The organism is Hominisplanchenecus sp., assembly GCF_046967715.1.
Lineage (GTDB): Bacteria > Bacillota > Clostridia > Lachnospirales > Lachnospiraceae > Hominisplanchenecus > Hominisplanchenecus faecis.
Genome location: NZ_JBKVNQ010000026.1, coordinates 1 through 17,456, shown reverse-complemented (window position 1 = coordinate 17,456; position 17,456 = coordinate 1). Strand labels below are relative to the sequence as shown.

General features: G+C 45.6%; 16 protein-coding genes and 1 tRNA gene. All 17 read left to right on the top strand.

Going from position 1 to position 17,456, the window contains the following annotated elements:
- Position 1 precedes the first annotated feature (1 nt).
- Entirely contained in the window at positions 2-1,441 is a 1,440-nt protein-coding gene (gene gatB / locus ACLTL4_RS05470; RefSeq protein ID WP_147631725.1) for an Asp-tRNA(Asn)/Glu-tRNA(Gln) amidotransferase subunit GatB, read from the top strand.
- A 471-nt stretch (positions 1,442-1,912) separates the two neighbouring features.
- Positions 1,913-2,623: a LytR/AlgR family response regulator transcription factor gene (locus ACLTL4_RS05465; protein ID WP_412290675.1), complete on the top strand. Its 711-nt coding sequence runs from the start codon at positions 1,913-1,915 to the stop codon at positions 2,621-2,623.
- Positions 2,620-3,888 carry a sensor histidine kinase gene (locus tag ACLTL4_RS05460; protein WP_412290674.1) on the top strand — a complete coding sequence of 423 codons (1,269 nt, stop codon included), beginning with the start codon at positions 2,620-2,622 and terminating at the stop codon, positions 3,886-3,888. The genes ACLTL4_RS05465 and ACLTL4_RS05460 overlap by 4 nt, the downstream gene beginning before the upstream one ends.
- A 68-nt stretch (positions 3,889-3,956) precedes the next feature.
- A complete protein-coding gene (locus ACLTL4_RS05455) occupies positions 3,957-4,379 on the top strand; it encodes a C-GCAxxG-C-C family protein (protein ID WP_412290672.1) in 423 nt (140 codons plus the stop codon).
- A 90-nt stretch (positions 4,380-4,469) separates the two neighbouring features.
- The gene (gene trkA / locus ACLTL4_RS05450; protein ID WP_412290723.1) at positions 4,470-5,873 is read left to right on the top strand and encodes a Trk system potassium transporter TrkA; all 1,404 of its coding nucleotides are present in this window, start codon (positions 4,470-4,472) and stop codon (positions 5,871-5,873) included.
- Between the two features lie 10 nt (positions 5,874-5,883).
- Positions 5,884-7,338: a TrkH family potassium uptake protein gene (locus ACLTL4_RS05445; protein WP_173897391.1), complete on the top strand. Its 1,455-nt coding sequence runs from the start codon at positions 5,884-5,886 to the stop codon at positions 7,336-7,338.
- Positions 7,339-7,362: 24 nt separating this feature from the next.
- Entirely contained in the window at positions 7,363-8,286 is a 924-nt protein-coding gene (locus tag ACLTL4_RS05440) for an amidohydrolase family protein (RefSeq protein ID WP_412290670.1), read from the top strand.
- Positions 8,287-8,297: 11 nt separating this feature from the next.
- Positions 8,298-9,680 (top strand): RNA-binding domain-containing protein, encoded by a 1,383-nt coding sequence (locus ACLTL4_RS05435; RefSeq protein ID WP_412290668.1) that lies wholly within the window; start codon positions 8,298-8,300, stop codon positions 9,678-9,680.
- Positions 9,681-9,938: 258 nt separating this feature from the next.
- Positions 9,939-10,127, top strand: coding sequence for a hypothetical protein (locus ACLTL4_RS05430; RefSeq protein WP_412320308.1), 189 nt, complete (start codon positions 9,939-9,941; stop codon positions 10,125-10,127).
- Positions 10,128-10,319: 192 nt separating this feature from the next.
- Positions 10,320-11,171, top strand: a complete 852-nt coding sequence (locus ACLTL4_RS05425; protein ID WP_412320307.1) for a patatin family protein — start codon at positions 10,320-10,322, stop codon at positions 11,169-11,171.
- A gap of 70 nt (positions 11,172-11,241) precedes the next feature.
- Positions 11,242-11,748, top strand: coding sequence for a YqeG family HAD IIIA-type phosphatase (locus tag ACLTL4_RS05420; protein WP_022119942.1), 507 nt, complete (start codon positions 11,242-11,244; stop codon positions 11,746-11,748).
- The gene (locus tag ACLTL4_RS05415) at positions 11,745-12,812 is read left to right on the top strand and encodes a M24 family metallopeptidase (protein ID WP_022119941.1); all 1,068 of its coding nucleotides are present in this window, start codon (positions 11,745-11,747) and stop codon (positions 12,810-12,812) included. The genes ACLTL4_RS05420 and ACLTL4_RS05415 overlap by 4 nt, the downstream gene beginning before the upstream one ends.
- 120 nt (positions 12,813-12,932) lie before the next feature.
- A complete protein-coding gene (gene efp, locus ACLTL4_RS05410) occupies positions 12,933-13,490 on the top strand; it encodes an elongation factor P (protein WP_022119940.1) in 558 nt (185 codons plus the stop codon).
- Between the two features lie 329 nt (positions 13,491-13,819).
- Positions 13,820-14,611: a PPC domain-containing protein gene (locus ACLTL4_RS05405; RefSeq protein WP_412290664.1), complete on the top strand. Its 792-nt coding sequence runs from the start codon at positions 13,820-13,822 to the stop codon at positions 14,609-14,611.
- Positions 14,612-15,256: 645 nt separating this feature from the next.
- The gene (locus tag ACLTL4_RS05400) at positions 15,257-16,153 is read left to right on the top strand and encodes a DUF5688 family protein (RefSeq protein WP_147631735.1); all 897 of its coding nucleotides are present in this window, start codon (positions 15,257-15,259) and stop codon (positions 16,151-16,153) included.
- Between the two features lie 119 nt (positions 16,154-16,272).
- Positions 16,273-16,345 (top strand) — tRNA-Arg (locus tag ACLTL4_RS05395).
- 45 nt (positions 16,346-16,390) lie between these two features.
- Positions 16,391-17,293, top strand: a complete 903-nt coding sequence (locus ACLTL4_RS05390) for an SH3 domain-containing protein (protein ID WP_173896003.1) — start codon at positions 16,391-16,393, stop codon at positions 17,291-17,293.
- Positions 17,294-17,456 lie beyond the last annotated feature (163 nt).

The following is a 17,456-nucleotide window of genomic DNA, read 5'->3' as shown; positions in this document are numbered from 1 at the left end:
GATGAGTAAACAGTATGAAACCGTGATCGGTCTGGAAGTCCATGTAGAGCTTGCGACCAAAACAAAAATATTCTGTGCCTGCTCCACTGCTTTCGGAGGAGCACCAAATACCCATACCTGCCCGGTCTGCACCGGTATGCCGGGTTCCCTTCCGGTACTGAACAAACAGGTGGTTGAGTATGCCCTTGCGGTGGGACTTGCAACAAACTGCCAGATCCATCAGTACTGTAAGTTCGACCGTAAAAATTATTTCTATCCGGATAACCCGCAGAACTATCAGATCTCACAGCTGTATCTGCCGATCTGTCATGACGGCGGTGTGGAGATCGAGACAGCCGGAGGCAAAAAGATCATCGGGATTCACGAAATCCATATGGAAGAGGATGCCGGAAAACTGGTGCACGATGAGTGGGAAGACTGCTCCCTGGTAGACTACAACCGAAGCGGTGTGCCGCTGATCGAGATCGTGTCCGAGCCGGATATGCGAAGTGCAGAAGAAGTCATTGCCTATCTGGAAAAACTTCGTCAGATCATCCAGTATCTCGGAGCATCAGACTGCAAACTACAGGAAGGCTCGATGCGTGCCGATGTCAACTTATCCGTGCGCGAAGTCGGAGCAGAAAAGTTTGGCACCAGAACCGAGATGAAAAACCTGAACTCTTTCAAAGCCATTGCACATGCGATCGAAGGCGAAAGAGAGCGTCAGATCGAGCTGATCGAGGCGGGCAGAAAGGTCATTCAGGAGACCAGAAGATGGGATGACAACAAAGAAAGTTCCTTTACCATGCGTTCCAAGGAAGATGCCCAGGACTACCGCTATTTCCCGGACCCGGATCTGACACCGGTTGTGATCAGTGACGAATGGATCGCAGAGGTGAAGGCACGCCAGCCGGAACTTCGCAGCGAGAAACTGGAACGTTATAAAAAAGAATTTGATATCCCGGATTACGATGCACAGATCATCACAAACTCCAAACATATGGCGGATCTGTTTGAGGCGGCAACTGCAATCTGCAAAAAGCCGAAAAAAGTATCCAACTGGCTGATGGGTGAGACCCTGCGACTGTTAAAAGAAAACAACATGGATCCGGAAGATCTTTCTTTTGCACCGGAAAATCTGGCAAAACTGGTAGATCTTGCAGATGCCGGAACGGTCAACAGTTCGGTGGCGAAAGAAGTCTTTGAGCAGATTTTCAAAGAGAATGTTGATCCGGAAGTTTACATCGAAGAACATGGACTGAAAACGGTGAACGATGAAGGTGCACTTAAGGCCACTATCGAGCAGATTGTTTCTGAGAATCCACAGTCGGTAGCCGATTACAAAGGCGGCAAGAAAAAAGCGATCGGATTTCTGGTGGGACAGACCATGAAAGCCATGAAAGGAAAAGCAGATCCGGCGAGTGTTAACAAAATTTTGAAAGAAATTCTGGATCAGGAATAACATATCTTTGCAAGATATTATAGACAAAAGATGCCATACGAATTGTTCCGTACTTCGTACTCTCACAATTCTGTCCGACATTCGCATATCGTGAAGCTTACGCTCCACTTTTATGCTCATGTCGGGGCGGGTCATTAAGTCGTAAACCACTCCTGTGCAAGCACATCGTGGTTTCAGGCTTATGACCCTGGCATCTTTGCAATTTACGGACAAAAAAAGACAATTTACGGACAAAAGCGTACAAAATAGACAAAAAACCATATAATCATCTCAGGTAGGTGGGCTTTTAGAATATGGGATTGAAGTGTGAGTCAGTAAACGAGTGTGAGTTGTATCCGCCTAGCTTATGCACAGGGAGCTCTGAAGAAGAGCTCCCTGTTTTCGACTGAGGCACAAAAGTAATTGATTTTTTCTGATAATTCCTATATATTCTATAAGGAGAATGTACTTAAAAATACAGGAGAATTGGTTATGTACCGAATAGCGATTGTAGATGATGACTATATGGTCAGAGAAAGCACGAAGGCAGTGATAGAACGGAATTTCAAAGAGGAAAATTTTCAAGTTGAGTGTTTTTCTACATTCAGTCAGCTGCAAAGTGAGCTGTCGCAGGAATTGTTCACGGTTTATATTCTGGATATTGAACTTCCGGACGGGAATGGACTGGAGCTTGCAAAAGAGATCAGAAAAATACAGGAGAGGGCATACATCGTGTTCCTGACTGCATACGAAAAATATGCACTTTTCGGGTACGAAGTCCGGGCATTTCATTATATTATCAAAGAAAATATGGAAAAGAAACTGGTACAGACGATGCGGCAGATCTGCCGGGAGATCGGCATACATGTCAAAGGACAGTATCTGGTAAAAAGAGCAGGCGTGTTCGAAAAAGTAGCACTGCGTGAGATCTGTTATATTTATAAAGAACAGAAGAATTCCATTTTTGTGACACTTCAGGGAAAAAAGGCAAACAGGGAATCTTTAAAAGAGGTTGCCGGAAAACTCCCGAAAGAGCAGTTTGTCATGGCAGAGAGGGGATATATTGTGAATCTGCTTCATGTGGAACGCCTGGAAAAGGGAATGCTTACGATGGACAATGGGGATTTGATCAAGGTAGGAAGAGGACATAACAGAGAGATCATGCAGAAAATGAGTGAATATATGGAAAGAGGATGGAGATGACCGGTTTTGCAATTGCAGAGTATCTGATCGTGGTTTTGGAAGTGTTTCTGATATGTGATGTGTCTGCCAGAGGTCTGAAGCCGGAAATGGTAGAGCGAAAAGAAAGCCTGATCTATCTGTGTGCTTCGGTGGGGATGAATGTCTTTTTCAGATGCCTGGGTAAAGCAGGTGTTTCGGCAGCTGAGATTTTTATATTCAAAAGCGGCATTCTGGCACTGCTTCTGTGGGCAGTAAGAAGAGTTTCCATCTGGCGGGCATTTCTGGTGTTTGGCTGTTTTCAGGTACTGGAGGAACTGAGTCGCACCTGGATTGTACTGCTGTTCTGTATCGGAGCAGAGTATGCAGACGTTGGGATGGTCAGCATACTGGCATTGAATATCAGCAGGATCATGCTCTGTATTCTAGTATTGAGGATCTGGGAATGGCAGAAAAGCCATGAGATCGAAGTCAACTGGATGCTCGTTTCGCTGCTGTTTCTGATCGGATCTTCTGCCGTATTCTATTTCCAGAATGTTCTGCTCGGTAGCAGCAGTAAGATCGTGTTCAAGAGCAGTATCTGGGCAATGGTTGTATTTCTGGGGATTCTGTGCATGATTTATCTGATCTACCACGATATGAAACAAAAAGAAGAGATTTTGCAGATGCGGGTGGATATGGCAGAGCATCAGTATGAAGAGCTGGCGATGGAATACGAAAAAAACCGTCGTTTATATCATGATATGAACAATCACAACCTGGTGATGTGGAAGCTGGCAGAAAAAGGAGAGTATGAGCGTCTCCATAAATATATCGGAAAACTGCGGCCGCTGGAAAAAGACCGGCACAGGCAGTGGACGCAGAATCTGATCCTTGACATGATCCTGGAATATAAGCTGCTTGCCATGGAAAAAAAGAAAATTTTATATGAAATTAAGACAGATATGATCGGAGAGATCGCTCTTGCAGATAAAGAACTGTGCATTCTGCTTGGAAATCTTTTGGACAATGCAATAGAGGCATGTGAAAAGCTGGAAGAAGAAAAACGCATGGTAAAGATTGAAGTACGAAAACATCATTCGATGTTTATGCTGATCGTGGAGAACAGCTGCGAAGCACATGCACAGGTAAGAAAGGGAATCTTCCGGACGACCAAAAAAGACGACAGAATGCATGGATATGGGATTCACAATGTAAGAAAAACAGTCAAAAACCGTGGCGGTCAGTTTCAATACGGCTCAAGAGGGGAGAATTTCTATGTGAAAATCCTGATACCTCTTGTAATTTGAGCGAAAGTAGTGTAAAATTGCAATATTATTCGGCGTGAGAAACGTGGTTTTACAATGGAGGAATCAAAATGAGCAGCAGAGTAGAAAAAGCGCTGGAGAATCATGGGAAGGGTTACAACTGCTGTCAGGCAGTGGCATGTGCCTATGCAGATCTGGTGGAAGTGGATGAAAATCTTATTTTTGCGGCAGGAGAAGGATTCGGAGCCGGTATGGGCGGTATGCAGTGTACCTGCGGAGCCGTTTCGGGAGCCTGTATGGTGGCAGGACTTTTAAAGAGCAGCCGCAATACAAAAGAACCGGTCACAAAAGGTGCGACATATCGTGTCAGCAGAGAGATCGTTCAGAAATTTGGAGAGAAGAACGGTTCCGTGGTCTGCAAGGATCTGAAAGGGATCGGGACAGGCAAGGTTCTGCGGTCCTGTGACGGATGTATCAAAGACGCAGCACAGATCTTGGAACAGGTTATGGATATAAAAACAACAGAAGAATAAAGGGAATTTCCGACGGAAGATGCGGCCATAGAGCAGATACAAAGCTCAGTGGCCGTTTTCGGCTTACCTGTATTTGGACAGAGAAAGGAAATCGAAAAACAGAAAATTCAAGGTGAGGAAAAAGAAATGAAGATCATTATCGTGGGCTGCGGAAAAGTAGGAGCAACCTTGGCAGAACAGTTGAGTAATGAAGGAAACGATATTGTTATTGTAGATAAAGATGCCGAAAAAGTGCAGGATATATCAAATGCGTGTGATATTATGGGCGTGGTAGGAAGCGGAAGCAGCCATAATGTCCAGCTGGAGGCAGGCATCCGGGAGGCAAATCTGCTGATCGCCGTGACTGGTTCAGATGAGCTGAACCTGCTGTGCTGTCTGATCGCCAAAAAAGCCGGAAACGGCTGTCAGACGATCGCCCGCGTGCGGAATCCGGAGTACAGTCAGGAAGTCCGCTTTATCCGGGAAGAGCTTGGTATGGCGATGGTCATCAATCCGGAACAGGCGGCAGCTTCCGAGATGGCAAGGATCTTACGTTTCCCATCTGCCATCAAGATCGAGACTTTTGCAAACGGACACATTGAGCTTTTGCAGTTCCGTATCGGGGCAAACTCTGTTTTGAATAATATGCGGATCGCAGATATGGGGGCAAAGCTTCACTGCGAAGTGCTGGTATGCACCGTTGTCCGCGGAGATCAGGTTATCATTCCGGATGGAAATGTCGTGCTGCAGGAGCGTGATATCGTGTCGATCGTGGCACCGCCGAAAATGGCGAGTCAGTTCTTTAAAAAGATCAAAGTCCAGACGGATCAGGTTCGTGATACCCTGATCATAGGCGGCAGTACAACAGCCTATTATCTGGCAAAACAGCTTCTGACCATGGGCATTGATGTCAAGATCATCGACAAAAACCGTGAGCGATGCGAAGAATTAAGCGACCTTCTGCCGAAGGCGACGATCATCTGCGGTGAGGGAACGGATCAGGATGTCCTCATGGAAGAAGGCGTGAACTGGATGGACTCCTTTGTGACGCTGACGGATGTGGACGAAGAAAATATCCTGCTCTCACTCTTTGCAAAAGAGCATGCACCGAAGATCAAGAGTATCACAAAAGTAAACAATACCACGTTCGATGAAGTCATCAACAAACTGGATCTTGACAGTATCATTTATCCGAAGTATGTGACGGCAGAATACATCGTGCGTTATGTACGTGCCATGAAAAATACCATCGGCAGTAATGTAGAGACACTTTACCGCCTGGTAAACAACCGTGTGGAAGCACTGGAATTTGTGATCCGGCAGTCGTCTCCGATCCTTGACATTCCGCTTGAGAAACTGTCTCTGAAAAAAAATCTGCTGATCGCATCGATTTACCGTGACGGTGTGCTGATCATGCCGAACGGTCAGGACGTGATGAGCATCGGGGATAAGGTGATCGTTGTCACGACCAATCAGGGACTGGATGATATATCCGATATTGTGAAAGAACGGTAAGGGTGAAAACATGAATTATGGAATGATTTTTTACATACTTGGCATGGCGAGCGGGTTCGAAGCACTCTTTCTGCTGCTTCCGATCCTGGTTTCGCTGATCTACGGGGAAAGTGTTCTCTCTTCTTATCTGATCTCCTGTGGGATCTGTGCATTATTCTGCGGGGTCAGCACACTTCGCAAGCCGAAAAAGATTACTCTGTATACCAAAGAAGGTCTGGTAGCAGTTGCACTTGTATGGATCTGGTTTTCTGTATTTGGGGCAGTCCCGTTTATGCTGACAGGAGAAATCCCGAATTTTTTCGATGCATTTTTTGAGGTGAGTTCCGGTTTTACAACTACAGGAGCCAGTATTCTGACCAATGTAGAGGCACTTTCACGTGCCAGTCTGTTCTGGAGAAGTTTTACCCACTGGGTAGGAGGTATGGGAATTCTGGTCTTTATCCTTGCTTTTATTCCAAATAAAGGAAATGGAACAATCGTACACCTGATGAAAGCAGAAAGTCCGGGACCGAACGTGAGCAAACTCGTGCCGAAGATCCGCTATACGGCAGCAATTCTTTATGCTATTTATTTTGGTATGACGCTGATTCAGATCATTTTGCTGTTGATCAGCAAAATGCCGCTGTTTGATACCCTCTGCATTACATTCGGTACGGCCGGTACCGGTGGATTTTCGATAAAAAGTGATGGGTGTGCAGGCTATACGATGCTGCAGCAGGGCATCATCACTACGTTTATGATCCTGTTTGGTGTCAACTTTACCTTCTACTTCTGCATTTTGAAGAAAAAGATCAAGCAGGTTTCCAGTATGACGGAAGTCTTGGCATATCTGGCGATCATAGCGGCTTCCATCCTGGCGATCACCTTCAATATTTCCGGGGGATTTTCGAGTCTGTTTCAGGCATTTCACCATGCAGCATTTCAGGTTGGATCGATCATCACGACCACCGGATTCAGTACGGTGGATTTCAACCAGTGGCCGGGTTTTTCCAGAACGATCCTGGTGACACTGATGTTTGTCGGAGCCTGTGCGGGAAGTACCGGAGGCGGTATCAAAGTGTCACGTATCCTGCTTTTGTTAAAGGGCATCGGACGTGAGATTTCACTGGCACTGCATCCAAGAAGCGTCAAGCGTGTGCGTATGGAAGGAAGAACGGTGGAGACCGAAGTTATCCGTTCCGTAAATGCATATCTTGCATTATACATGATTATTTTTGTGGCATCGGTTCTGATCGTTTCACTGGATGAGAAAGACCTGGTTACCAACTTTACGGCCGTGGCAGCGACTTTGAACAACGTCGGACCGGGACTTGGACTGGTCGGACCGGCCGGCAATTTCTCAGGATTTTCCAATTTGTCCAAACTGGTTTTAAGCTTTGATATGCTGGCCGGAAGACTGGAGCTGATCCCGATGCTGATGATTTTTGTACCGTCCGTATGGAGTGTGAAGAGAAAGAAAAAATAAGATGCATGTAATGAGGTGAACCGAATGTTTGGAGAATGTCATGCTCACATCTTTCTAAATGGCAGAAATTATAAAGAAGCAGTGGCACTGCATAAAAATCATGTCAGCGAAGAGGCGATCCGGCAGGCATTTGCAGAGTATCGGAAACGTGGGATTACATTTGTAAGAGATGGCGGAGATGCCCTGCATGTGTCCGAATATGCGTCAAAGATCGCACCACAGTATGGGATCGATTACCGCAGCCCGATGTTTGCCATTCATCGCAAAGGGCATTACGGCAGGATCGTCGGATGTGCCTGGGAAGATCTGGAAGAATACCGAGATCTGGTAAAGAAAGTAAAAGATCTCGGCGGAGATTTTATCAAGATCATGATCTCCGGGATCATGGTTTATGAACAGTTCGGGCAGATGTCAGAAGAGCCGCTTGCACCGGAAGAAATCCGAGAACTGATCCACATTGCCCACGAAGAGGGGATGGCGGTCATGGCTCATGTCAATGGGGCGGATGCCATACGTGCCGCAGCTCTTGCGGGGGCTGACAGCATAGAACATGGCAATTATATCGACCGGGACTGCATCGATGCCATGAAAGAGAAGGGGACGGTCTGGGTACCGACGCTTGTGACGACCGGCAACCTGCTTGGCTGTGGAAGATATCCTCAGGAAGAACTGGAAAAGATTTTTGATTCTGCCAGGGCGAATGTAAGCTGTGCCTGGGAAAAGGGCGTGCTGCTTGCAGCCGGAAGCGATGCCGGAGCCTACAGGGTGCTGCACGGTCAGGGGCTGGTGGATGAATATCAGATATTTTGCGATTTATTTGGTGAGACAGAGGAACTGAAAAACCGTCTTAAAGAAGGCGAATCTGTGATCCACCGGAAATTTCAGGCGGAAAAAGTTTGGAAGTTAACTTCCAAATCTACCATTATTGACGCAGCAAGTGCGTCATGAAGGAGGAAAATATGATAGCACAGAAATTGATCACAGTTGGAGAGAATGAAAATACCGTGTTCAGAAGCTGCAAGGATGGAATCCATACAAATGTGTTTGAGACAATCTGTGCATTTCTGAATACCAGAGGCGGAACACTTCTGCTGGGAGTAGATGAAAGCGGTGAAGTATATGGATTTAAAGAACGGGCAATCCCGGATATCATCCAGGCACTGAAGATGGCAACTCAGAATGCAGACACCTTCCAGCCGCCGTTTGAGATGGAACCGGTGCGTGAGATCGTGGACGGCAAATATGTCCTGGTGTTGAATGTTCCGGAAAGTGCGAATGTCCATGCTCTTCGCGGAAAGGTTTTTGTAAGAAGAGGAACAGAAAATATCCGTGTGGAACGAAAAGAAGAGCTGACAAGACTTTATGTGCAGAAACAGGAGATTTACACAGAACGCAAAATCTATCCGTTTATGCGGGAAAACGATCTTTCAGACAGTCTGATCGAGAGGGCAAAAGCACTGCTGCTGATGAAAAACGAAGAGCATCCGTTTGGCAGGCTGGAAAATCATGCCCTTTTAAAAGAAATGAATCTTTCTGGTATCAATTATGAGACGGGAGAACGTGGTCTTCGCCTTCTGGCAGGCCTTCTGTTCGGAAAAGATATGACGCTTCGCAATCTTTTCGCCAATACGGCAGTTACCTGTGAGCGGCAGGTGGACGGAGAAACGCAGCGTCTGAATATGGAGACGAATCTTCTGGATGAGGCAGAAAAACTGATCCGTTTTCTGCAGCCGGCAGCCGGAGAAGAGACGGCGAAAGCATTTGTCAGTGAATTTCTTTTGTCCAGAGAATATACGAGTGCGTATCCGGCAAAAATCACGGCATCATCGCAGAAGCTTGTCGCAGAGTTTGCAGTCAGCATGGGACGTTTCGGAAATCCGATGCTGAAGAAATATTTCTGTGAGTTTGGTATTGCATCAGAAGAGGACAGCTATGGACTGACAAAAGAAGAACACGACGGCATCTGCCGGATGACCTGGCAGAAAGAAAAATCCGGCAAAACAAGACAGGAACCGGTAAAAGAAATTGTGGTAAAGACACCTTTGGCAGCGGAAAACAGAGCATTTTCAAAAACGGATGTAAGTGATCCACAGGAAAAAGAAAGTGCTGACGGTGAACGTTTCACACCGCAGGAGCGTCAGATGCAGATCCTGAAAATGATGGCAGAGAACGAACGCATCACGATCAGTGCTATGGTGCAGGAGCTTCAGGTCACAAAGCGTACCATTCTGCGTGATATCGACAAAATGAAAAAGCAGGGCTGGCTTAAAAGAGAAGGATCAGAGAAGAACGGAAGATGGATTCTTCTTGGGGAAGCAAAAGAACAGGTAAAGCAGGATTAACTGACTTGGAAGATAGAAAAGCCAGATCAGCTTTCCGGCGATGTGCGTGCAGTAAAAAGCAAGAGAATGCGGAAGATCACCACAGAAGCGGGGCAGATTGAAAAATCCGACATTCAGATCGCAGGCAAGAAGCATGACAAGGCAGATTCGCAGCAGAGTGGGCGTATTTTGTCGTTTCACCGTAAAAGAACTGCACAGATTCCAGGTCAGCAGTGCGATATAGAAAAAGGCGGCCGCCGTAAGGAGGCTGCTTTTTATATGCCAGAAATAAGAGAGCAAAAGCAGGAAGAACATGCCAGAAAAGCCGCCGGCGGTAAAAGAGAGCAAAGAACCGTTTTGCAGACGGCGATGGCAGTACTGTACTGCGATAAAAAACAAGATTGCCGTAAGTTCAAAGGGAGTCTTCAGAAAAAGAACATCGGCTGTGAAGGAAAAAATCAGGGATAATAAAAGAAATTCTGTTTTCACGGGCTTGCTCCTTTCAAAAACAGGTTATGCGATGCATGATGTACACCTCGCAGCAAGAATGCCAGAGACATTTCTGAATTCAGTATGTACAGAAAAATGACAGATATACTTGCGGGATGAAAAGTTTTGAGCTATACTCTCAACTTAGAAACCGATGAGGAGGCGAAAGAAATGCAGAAGGCAGCATTGATCCTTGAGGGAGGAGCAAAAAGAGGGGTTTTCACATCCGGCGTGCTGGATTATCTGATGGAGCAGGAGTACTATATTCCGCATGTGATCGGAGTTTCTGCCGGTTCCTGCAATGCAGTGGACTATGTTTCAAGGCAGCCCGGGAGGACAAAGGCATGTATGATCCGTTCCGGCGAGGACGGGAAAATAATCAATTTTCACAACTTTTTCCAGACGAAAAGTCTGCTGGACATGGATCTGATCTTTGAGCGAGATCCGAAAGAACTGCATCCTTTTGATTTTGATACTTACTTTGCATCCGATATGACCTGTGAGATCGTGGTGACAAACTGCGAGAGCGGTCAGGCAGAATATTACAGCGAAAAAGAAGACGGAGACCGGCTGATGCAGCTTTGCAGAGCCTCAAGCAGTATGCCGCTTGTAACACCGATGGTAGAGATCGACGGGGTGCCGTACCTGGATGGCGGCATTGCAGATTCTATTCCGCTGATCCACAGCATGCGAAGCGGTTACCGCAAAAACGTTCTGATCCTGACCAGAAACAAAGGATACCGCAAGACCATATCCAAACGGGATATTCTGATGTATCAGACGGTTTTTAAGGATTATCCGAATCTGGCAAGGGCACTTTGCCGCCGGGCACATCAGTACAATGAAGTCATGGAACTGGTGGAACGCTGGGAGGAAGAAGGAAGGATTTTTGTGATCCGGCCGCAGGGCAAGACCGTCTCAAGACTGGAATCCAAACCGGAAGTTCTGGAAGATTTCTATCAGCACGGCATAGAGCAGATGAAAGAACATTTCGGGGCAATGCAGGATTTCCTGGGAAAATAACAGAGAAAATGGAACGATTCTTACAGGTTCAGGCATGTATTGCAAAGACTGTAAGAACATGGGAGAATTTATGTTAGTGGAACGTTTTTATCCGGATGAATATCTGGACTCAACATACAGCATTGATTTTGCCGAACTGGCAAAGAAAGGCTATCGGGGAGTACTCTTTGATATCGACAATACACTGGTTCCGCACGGAGCACCGGCAGATCAGAAAGCAAAAGCCCTGTTTGCACATTTGAGGGAGCTTGGCATGGATTACTGTCTGATTTCCAACAATCAGCTTCCGCGTGTGAAACCGTTTGCGGATGCCATCGGAGGGAAATACATCGAAGATGCCCACAAACCATCCACGAAAAATTATCGGAAAGCAATGCAGATGATGGGTTGCACCGAAAAAGACAGCCTGTTTGTGGGGGATCAGCTCTTTACCGATGTCTGGGGTGCCAAAAGAGCAGGGATGCACACCATTCTGGTTAAGCCGATCCATCCAAAAGAAGAGATTCAGATCGTGCTCAAACGTTATCTGGAGAAGATTGTTCTGTATTTTTATAAGAAAGACAGGGAAAAAGAATGACAGAAAAAGTGACAGAGCTGTTAAAAAAGAAAAATCTGGATGCGATTCTGATATCCGATGGATATAATATGCGATATTTAAGTGGTTTTGGCGGTGCGACCGGTTATCTTTATATATCTGCCGATCAGAAAGTGCTGATGACCGATTCGCGTTATACCACGCAGGCAAAACAGGAGGCACCGAAGTTTGCCGTTGTGGAAGTTAGCACTGAGAAGGGTTACCGGGAGCTGATCACAGAATGTATCCGAAAAGATCAGGCAAAAACGATCGGTTTTGAAGATCAGCAGATGATCTGTGCAGACTTTAAAAAGATCAGCAGTCCGACAAAAGACGAAGCAACGTGGATGGAGCTTGGCGAAGAAGTCAATCTTCTTCGCTGCATCAAGACAGAAGAAGAGCTTGAAAAAGTCGCAAAAGCAGAGGCGATCGGAGATCAGGCATTTCAGAAAATCTTAGGAGACATCAAACCGGGTGTGACCGAACTTACGATCGCGGCAAAGCTGGATTATTATATGCGGGAACTTGGGGCTGAAGGCAACAGTTTCGATACGATCGTGGCATCCGGACTTCATTCTGCCATGCCGCATGCCGTACCGACCGCAAAAAAACTGGAAAAGGGTGATTTTATCACCATGGATTTCGGATGCCGATATGACGGCTATTGTTCGGATATGACACGTACCGTAGTGCTTGGAGAAGCCTCTTCAAAACAGAAGGAAATCTACGGGATCGTTCTGAAAGCCCAGATGGCGGCACTGGAGCAGATCTGTGCCGGAAAGACGGGATCGGAAGTCGATCAGGTGGCAAGAGGGCTCATTGCAGAAGCAGGTTATGGCGAGTATTTCGGACATGGACTTGGGCACAGCGTCGGACTTTTTATCCATGAAGAACCGAGACTGTCACCAAAATGCCACAGTGTATTGCAGAAAAATATGACGATGACAGTAGAGCCGGGCATCTATATCCCGGAATTTGGCGGTGTCAGGATCGAAGATCTGGTCGTGATCACAGAAAAGGGGTGCCGAAATCTTGCACATTCACCAAAAGAACTGATAGAACTGTAAAAAACAGTTGAAAAAGTGCAGGTTTTATTATAAAATAAGATGAGACTATGCGGACAGCCGATAACAGAAGTGCTATAAGCGGATTGCGATGTCCGTTTCGAAAATAAGGAGGAAGATCAGATGGTATCAGCAGGAGATTTTAAAAATGGTATTACACTGGAAATTGATGGAACCGTATATCAGATTCTGGAGTTCCAGCATGTTAAACCAGGTAAGGGAGCAGCTTTTGTCCGCACAAAGCTGAAAAACATTGTCAACGGAGGTGTAGTAGAAAAAACATTCCGTCCGACAGAAAAATTCCCACAGGCACGTATCGACAGAGTAGATATGCAGTATCTGTACAATGACGGAGATCTGTTCTATTTCATGAACGTTGAGACATATGACCAGGTTGCACTGAACGAAGACACGATCGGTGATGCACTGAAATTTGTTAAAGACAACGAAATGGTAAAAGTATGTTCCATCAACGGTGATGTATTTGCAGTAGAACCGCCACTGTTTGTAGAACTGGAAATCACAGAGACAGAACCTGGATTCAAAGGTGATACAGCTCAGGGAGCAACAAAACCGGCAACGGTTGAGACAGGTGCTAACGTAAACGTACCGCTGTTCGTAGAACGTGGCGACAAGATCAAAATTGACACAAGAACAGGCGAATATCTGTCCAGAGTATAAGAAAGATCATGGCTTTATGCCGACTTGAATTCAAAGAAGATGCTTTGGCTTGAACAAACTGCTGCAGTGTATTGAAAGATATGCTGCTGCAGTTTTTTTAGTCGGAGAAGACTTCCTTTTCTAAAGTAGCGGGCAACAGATTTGTCTCAGTGGGAGTGCAGTCTCCGGCTAAGATAAACGCTCCCCGGGAATGTCTCCGGCATATTCTTTATTCTTGTGCAGGGGTCTGGAATATGATATGATAAAAGCACAGGAATTGCCCTGAGACAAAGTACTTCGCAGGCGAGAAAAGGAAAGAAAAACAAAACAGGCGGAAAGGAGAAAAAGAAATGAAAAAGCGTAAAAAAAGAGAACATACAATGGTGCGTAAGCTGTTTATGCTGATGGCAGCTTTTGTATTGGTCCTCTGCATGAAAACTACGACTTATGCAGCAGCGACAAAAACCGTCAATATGGAAAGTGTCGGCTCCGGTATGTATATCCATATCGGCACTATGAAACGTGGAAAAGGAACTGTTTACCACAGGGTAAAAGTAAAGAAAAAAGGCATCCTGATCGTTGCAGGGGCGGCGATCGCAGAAGACGGAACACCGTATGGTATGGCAGTTCGCCTGTGTGACAGTAAGAAACGGTCTCTCGAGCCATATAAAAGAAGCTATGTCAGCACGGAAGAGTTTATCGTTTACGGAGTGAATCCGGGCACTTATTATATTGAGGTAAAGAATCAGAGTTATTATTCTCTTTCGGCAGGAGTAAAGAAAGTAAAAGACCTTGGAGGAGACAGTAAAAAGACAGCGTATCAGATTGCTCATAAGAAAAGAGTATCCGGACTTGTGACAGCAGGCGAAAAAGCAGGAAGTGCAGACTGGTTCAAGTTCAAGCTTGCGAAAAACAGAAAAGTCAAGATCGAGCTGGCAGCAATCGGTACCGATGCATTTCGATTCTATCTTTACGGACCGGGTTGCAGAAATGGAATATGCATGGCTTCCCTGAAAAATGACGCAAAAGATTTTCAGAAAAAGGTTGCTTTGAAGAAAGGGACTTACTATATCAAAGTGGTGCGTGCGTCAAAGAAAAGCAATGCATCCGGATTTTATGATGTGCGATGGAGTATGCAGTAGCAGCTGCGTAGAAAAATATGAATGTGCAAATGAACGAATTCCCCGAAGGCACGCTCTCGCTACCTCACATTGGCAGCGGTACGTAAGCGACCAAAATACGGTCGCAAAGTACCGGCCATGTTCGAGTACCTTCTTGGGAATTGTTCATTTTGCACATTGCCCAAAGTTCTTGGCTGGCCAGGGGCATCTATGCAGAAAGATATTTCCGGCCGGAATCCGATGAACAGTGCATGTGAAACAGCACAGCCATAACCGTACGAAAACAAGTCGCACTGACGGTAGCAAGGCTTCCGTCGTGAGGTTTGCGATGCTGCCGCCCTGAAGAGCCGCTGTTTGAGCAGCAAAGCTGCGAGTTTAGGCGGAAGGGCGGCTAATCGGCGAGCGAACCGAACAGGAAACGCAGCGTGTCAGCAGATTGTTTTCGTATTGTTATGGCGTTCTGTTTTCTATGTACTGCTTTTTCTATTTTGCACGGTACTTTTTTATTTTACATAGTGCGTTCTGATTAGTCATATTTTTTATGTATCAAAAAAATATTTAAAACTAACTTGCAATATGATAAAAATTATGCTAATATGTAACGGTAAATTTACAAAGAAAAATCCATTCAACCGGGCTTTTCTGCATGGCAGGAAAGGACTGTGTATGAGTTACAAAGAATTTATCGAAAATCTTCAAAAGGAAATAGAAAGCCGCATTGGGGAAGCGACGATTCTGTTTCATAAAGTTACGAAAAATAATGGAGTTACCAAAGACTGTTTCCTGATCCGGGAGAACGGTTATGATGTATCCCCTTCTGTTTATCTTGAAGATTACTATCATGCGTTCAGAGATGGCTCGACGATTCCGGAGCTTGCGGAGAAAGTTCAGCATATCTATCAGGAGTGCAAAAACAATACATCGCTGGATGCAGGACATTTTCTGAAATTTGATAATATAAAGAACGAGATCTTCTGCAAAATCATCGGCAGAGGGCGAAACGAAAAACTGCTTGCGGAAGTACCGTATATTCCTTATCTGGATCTTGCGGTTGTCTTTTATTACGTGCTTGAGAATGAGATGTTTGGCAGCGGAAGTATCCTGATCCGTCAGGAGCATCTGGATTTCTGGGAGGTCACAAAAGAAGAACTGTGGGAATATGCCAGGGAAAACACCAGAGAAAAGCAGCCGATGCATGTATATAAAATGTCAGAGCTGATCAGGGAGATGCTTCCGGAAGGGGAAAAACTGGATTTTCTGAAGGAAGAGATTCCGATGTACGTGATGACGAATGAGAAACGCTGTCTTGGGGCATGCGGCATTTTGTATGATCATATTCTTCAGGAAGCAGCCAGACTGTTAGAGGGATCGTTCTATGTGCTGCCAAGCAGCGTTCACGAGTGCATTCTGGTTCCGGAAGAAGCAGCACCGGAGGCCGCAGAGTTGCTTTCCATGGTGCGTGAGATCAATCTCACACAGGTGCCTTTGGAAGAGGTTTTATCAGATCAGGTCTACCACTACGATGCCAAAACGCATCATTTAACGATGGCTTTCCCCCACTGATTACTGAAAAATCTCCATTTTGCTTTACTTTTTGAAAAAAACATGTTATAGTAAAAAAGAATTTTTCCAAAAGAAAGATTTTACATGAGTATGTGCGGAAGCATTCATGTATAAAATGTGCACCTGTAGCTCAGGGGATAGAGCAATGGTTTCCGGTACCATGTGGCGGGGGTTCGAATCCCTCCAGGTGCGTTTTTTATATTTGAAAAAACCGCAACAGCAAATGGAGGTAGAAATTTGGGTGGTTTAAAAGAATGGCTGTCAGATAACCTCAGATATATCCTGATCGGACTGGCAATCGTACTGGTCGGTATCGTCATTGTGTTTGCAGTGAAGCTGACCGGTGGTTCCGGAAAGAAAACATCAGATTCTGAGACAGGAAGCCAGACGATTGAGACCGGCACAGAGACACAGGCTCAGACAGAGACGGAAGAGGCTTTGACAGAAAATGATCTGACCGTTCTTGAGACTGTGCAGAAATATTATACAGCAATGGGCAACAAAGACCTGGATACGCTGTCAGGCATGACAGAGTCCTTAAGTGACAGCGATAAGCAGAAAATTGAGAGTTCTATCATACAGAGCTATAATAATATTGCTGTGTATTCCAAGAAAGGTCCGGTGGACAATTCCTATGTTGTATTTGCTTATTATGAAGCAAAAGTAGGCGATGTCGAGGAACTGGTTCCGAGTGTGGTCTGTCTGTATCTGAAACCAGATGAGAACGGCGGATTGTGTGTTGCTGACTGGAAGTCTGATCAGGACACCAACGATTATATCGAGAAAGTAATCCAGAATTCCGATGTACAGGCTCTTATCAAAGATGTAAATGACAAGTATCAGGAGATCGTTTCCGGCAACGATGAGCTTCAGAAGATTGTCCAGGAGATGGATCAGCCGGAGACAGAAATTACGATTCCGGATGCAGAAGATAGCGGTGTGGAAGCCAATAAAGTCATGAAAGCAAAAGATGTGCTGAATGTCCGTGCAGATTCTTCCGAAGATGCAGAGATTATCGGTATGCTTGACAAAGGTGACAAAGTGACCAGAGTCAGAGTTCTGGATAATGGATGGGCAGAAATCAAATATGGCGAAGCGACCGGCTATGTATTAAACAAATATCTGAAAGATGTGAAGTAAAGAAGCATCCTTCCTGCGGGGAGGATGTTTTTTTGAACGCAGAGAAGCGGATTGTGAATGTCAGCAAAGCTGACCAGAATCGCGTGCCAAGTCTCACGTGCGTTCGACTTGAAATAAGGCTACCGCAATCCCACTGGCTTTAGACGGTGGGTTAAGGTAGCCA

What these genes read in the sequence shown, in the direction of transcription:
- ACLTL4_RS05455 (WP_412290672.1), top strand. Translation starts at nt 3,957, where the DNA reads ATGAGCAGCAGAGTAGAAAAAGCGCTGGAGAATCATGGGAAGGGTTAC.
- efp (WP_022119940.1), top strand. Translation starts at nt 12,933, where the DNA reads ATGGTATCAGCAGGAGATTTTAAAAATGGTATTACACTGGAAATTGAT.
- ACLTL4_RS05430 (WP_412320308.1), top strand. Translation starts at nt 9,939, where the DNA reads ATGCCAGAAATAAGAGAGCAAAAGCAGGAAGAACATGCCAGAAAAGCC.
- gatB (WP_147631725.1), top strand. Translation starts at nt 2, where the DNA reads ATGAGTAAACAGTATGAAACCGTGATCGGTCTGGAAGTCCATGTAGAG.
- ACLTL4_RS05445 (WP_173897391.1), top strand. Translation starts at nt 5,884, where the DNA reads ATGAATTATGGAATGATTTTTTACATACTTGGCATGGCGAGCGGGTTC.
- ACLTL4_RS05400 (WP_147631735.1), top strand. Translation starts at nt 15,257, where the DNA reads ATGAGTTACAAAGAATTTATCGAAAATCTTCAAAAGGAAATAGAAAGC.
- ACLTL4_RS05460 (WP_412290674.1), top strand. Translation starts at nt 2,620, where the DNA reads ATGACCGGTTTTGCAATTGCAGAGTATCTGATCGTGGTTTTGGAAGTG.
- ACLTL4_RS05440 (WP_412290670.1), top strand. Translation starts at nt 7,363, where the DNA reads ATGTTTGGAGAATGTCATGCTCACATCTTTCTAAATGGCAGAAATTAT.
- ACLTL4_RS05420 (WP_022119942.1), top strand. Translation starts at nt 11,242, where the DNA reads ATGTTAGTGGAACGTTTTTATCCGGATGAATATCTGGACTCAACATAC.
- ACLTL4_RS05465 (WP_412290675.1), top strand. Translation starts at nt 1,913, where the DNA reads ATGTACCGAATAGCGATTGTAGATGATGACTATATGGTCAGAGAAAGC.
- ACLTL4_RS05415 (WP_022119941.1), top strand. Translation starts at nt 11,745, where the DNA reads ATGACAGAAAAAGTGACAGAGCTGTTAAAAAAGAAAAATCTGGATGCG.
- ACLTL4_RS05405 (WP_412290664.1), top strand. Translation starts at nt 13,820, where the DNA reads ATGAAAAAGCGTAAAAAAAGAGAACATACAATGGTGCGTAAGCTGTTT.
- ACLTL4_RS05435 (WP_412290668.1), top strand. Translation starts at nt 8,298, where the DNA reads ATGATAGCACAGAAATTGATCACAGTTGGAGAGAATGAAAATACCGTG.
- ACLTL4_RS05425 (WP_412320307.1), top strand. Translation starts at nt 10,320, where the DNA reads ATGCAGAAGGCAGCATTGATCCTTGAGGGAGGAGCAAAAAGAGGGGTT.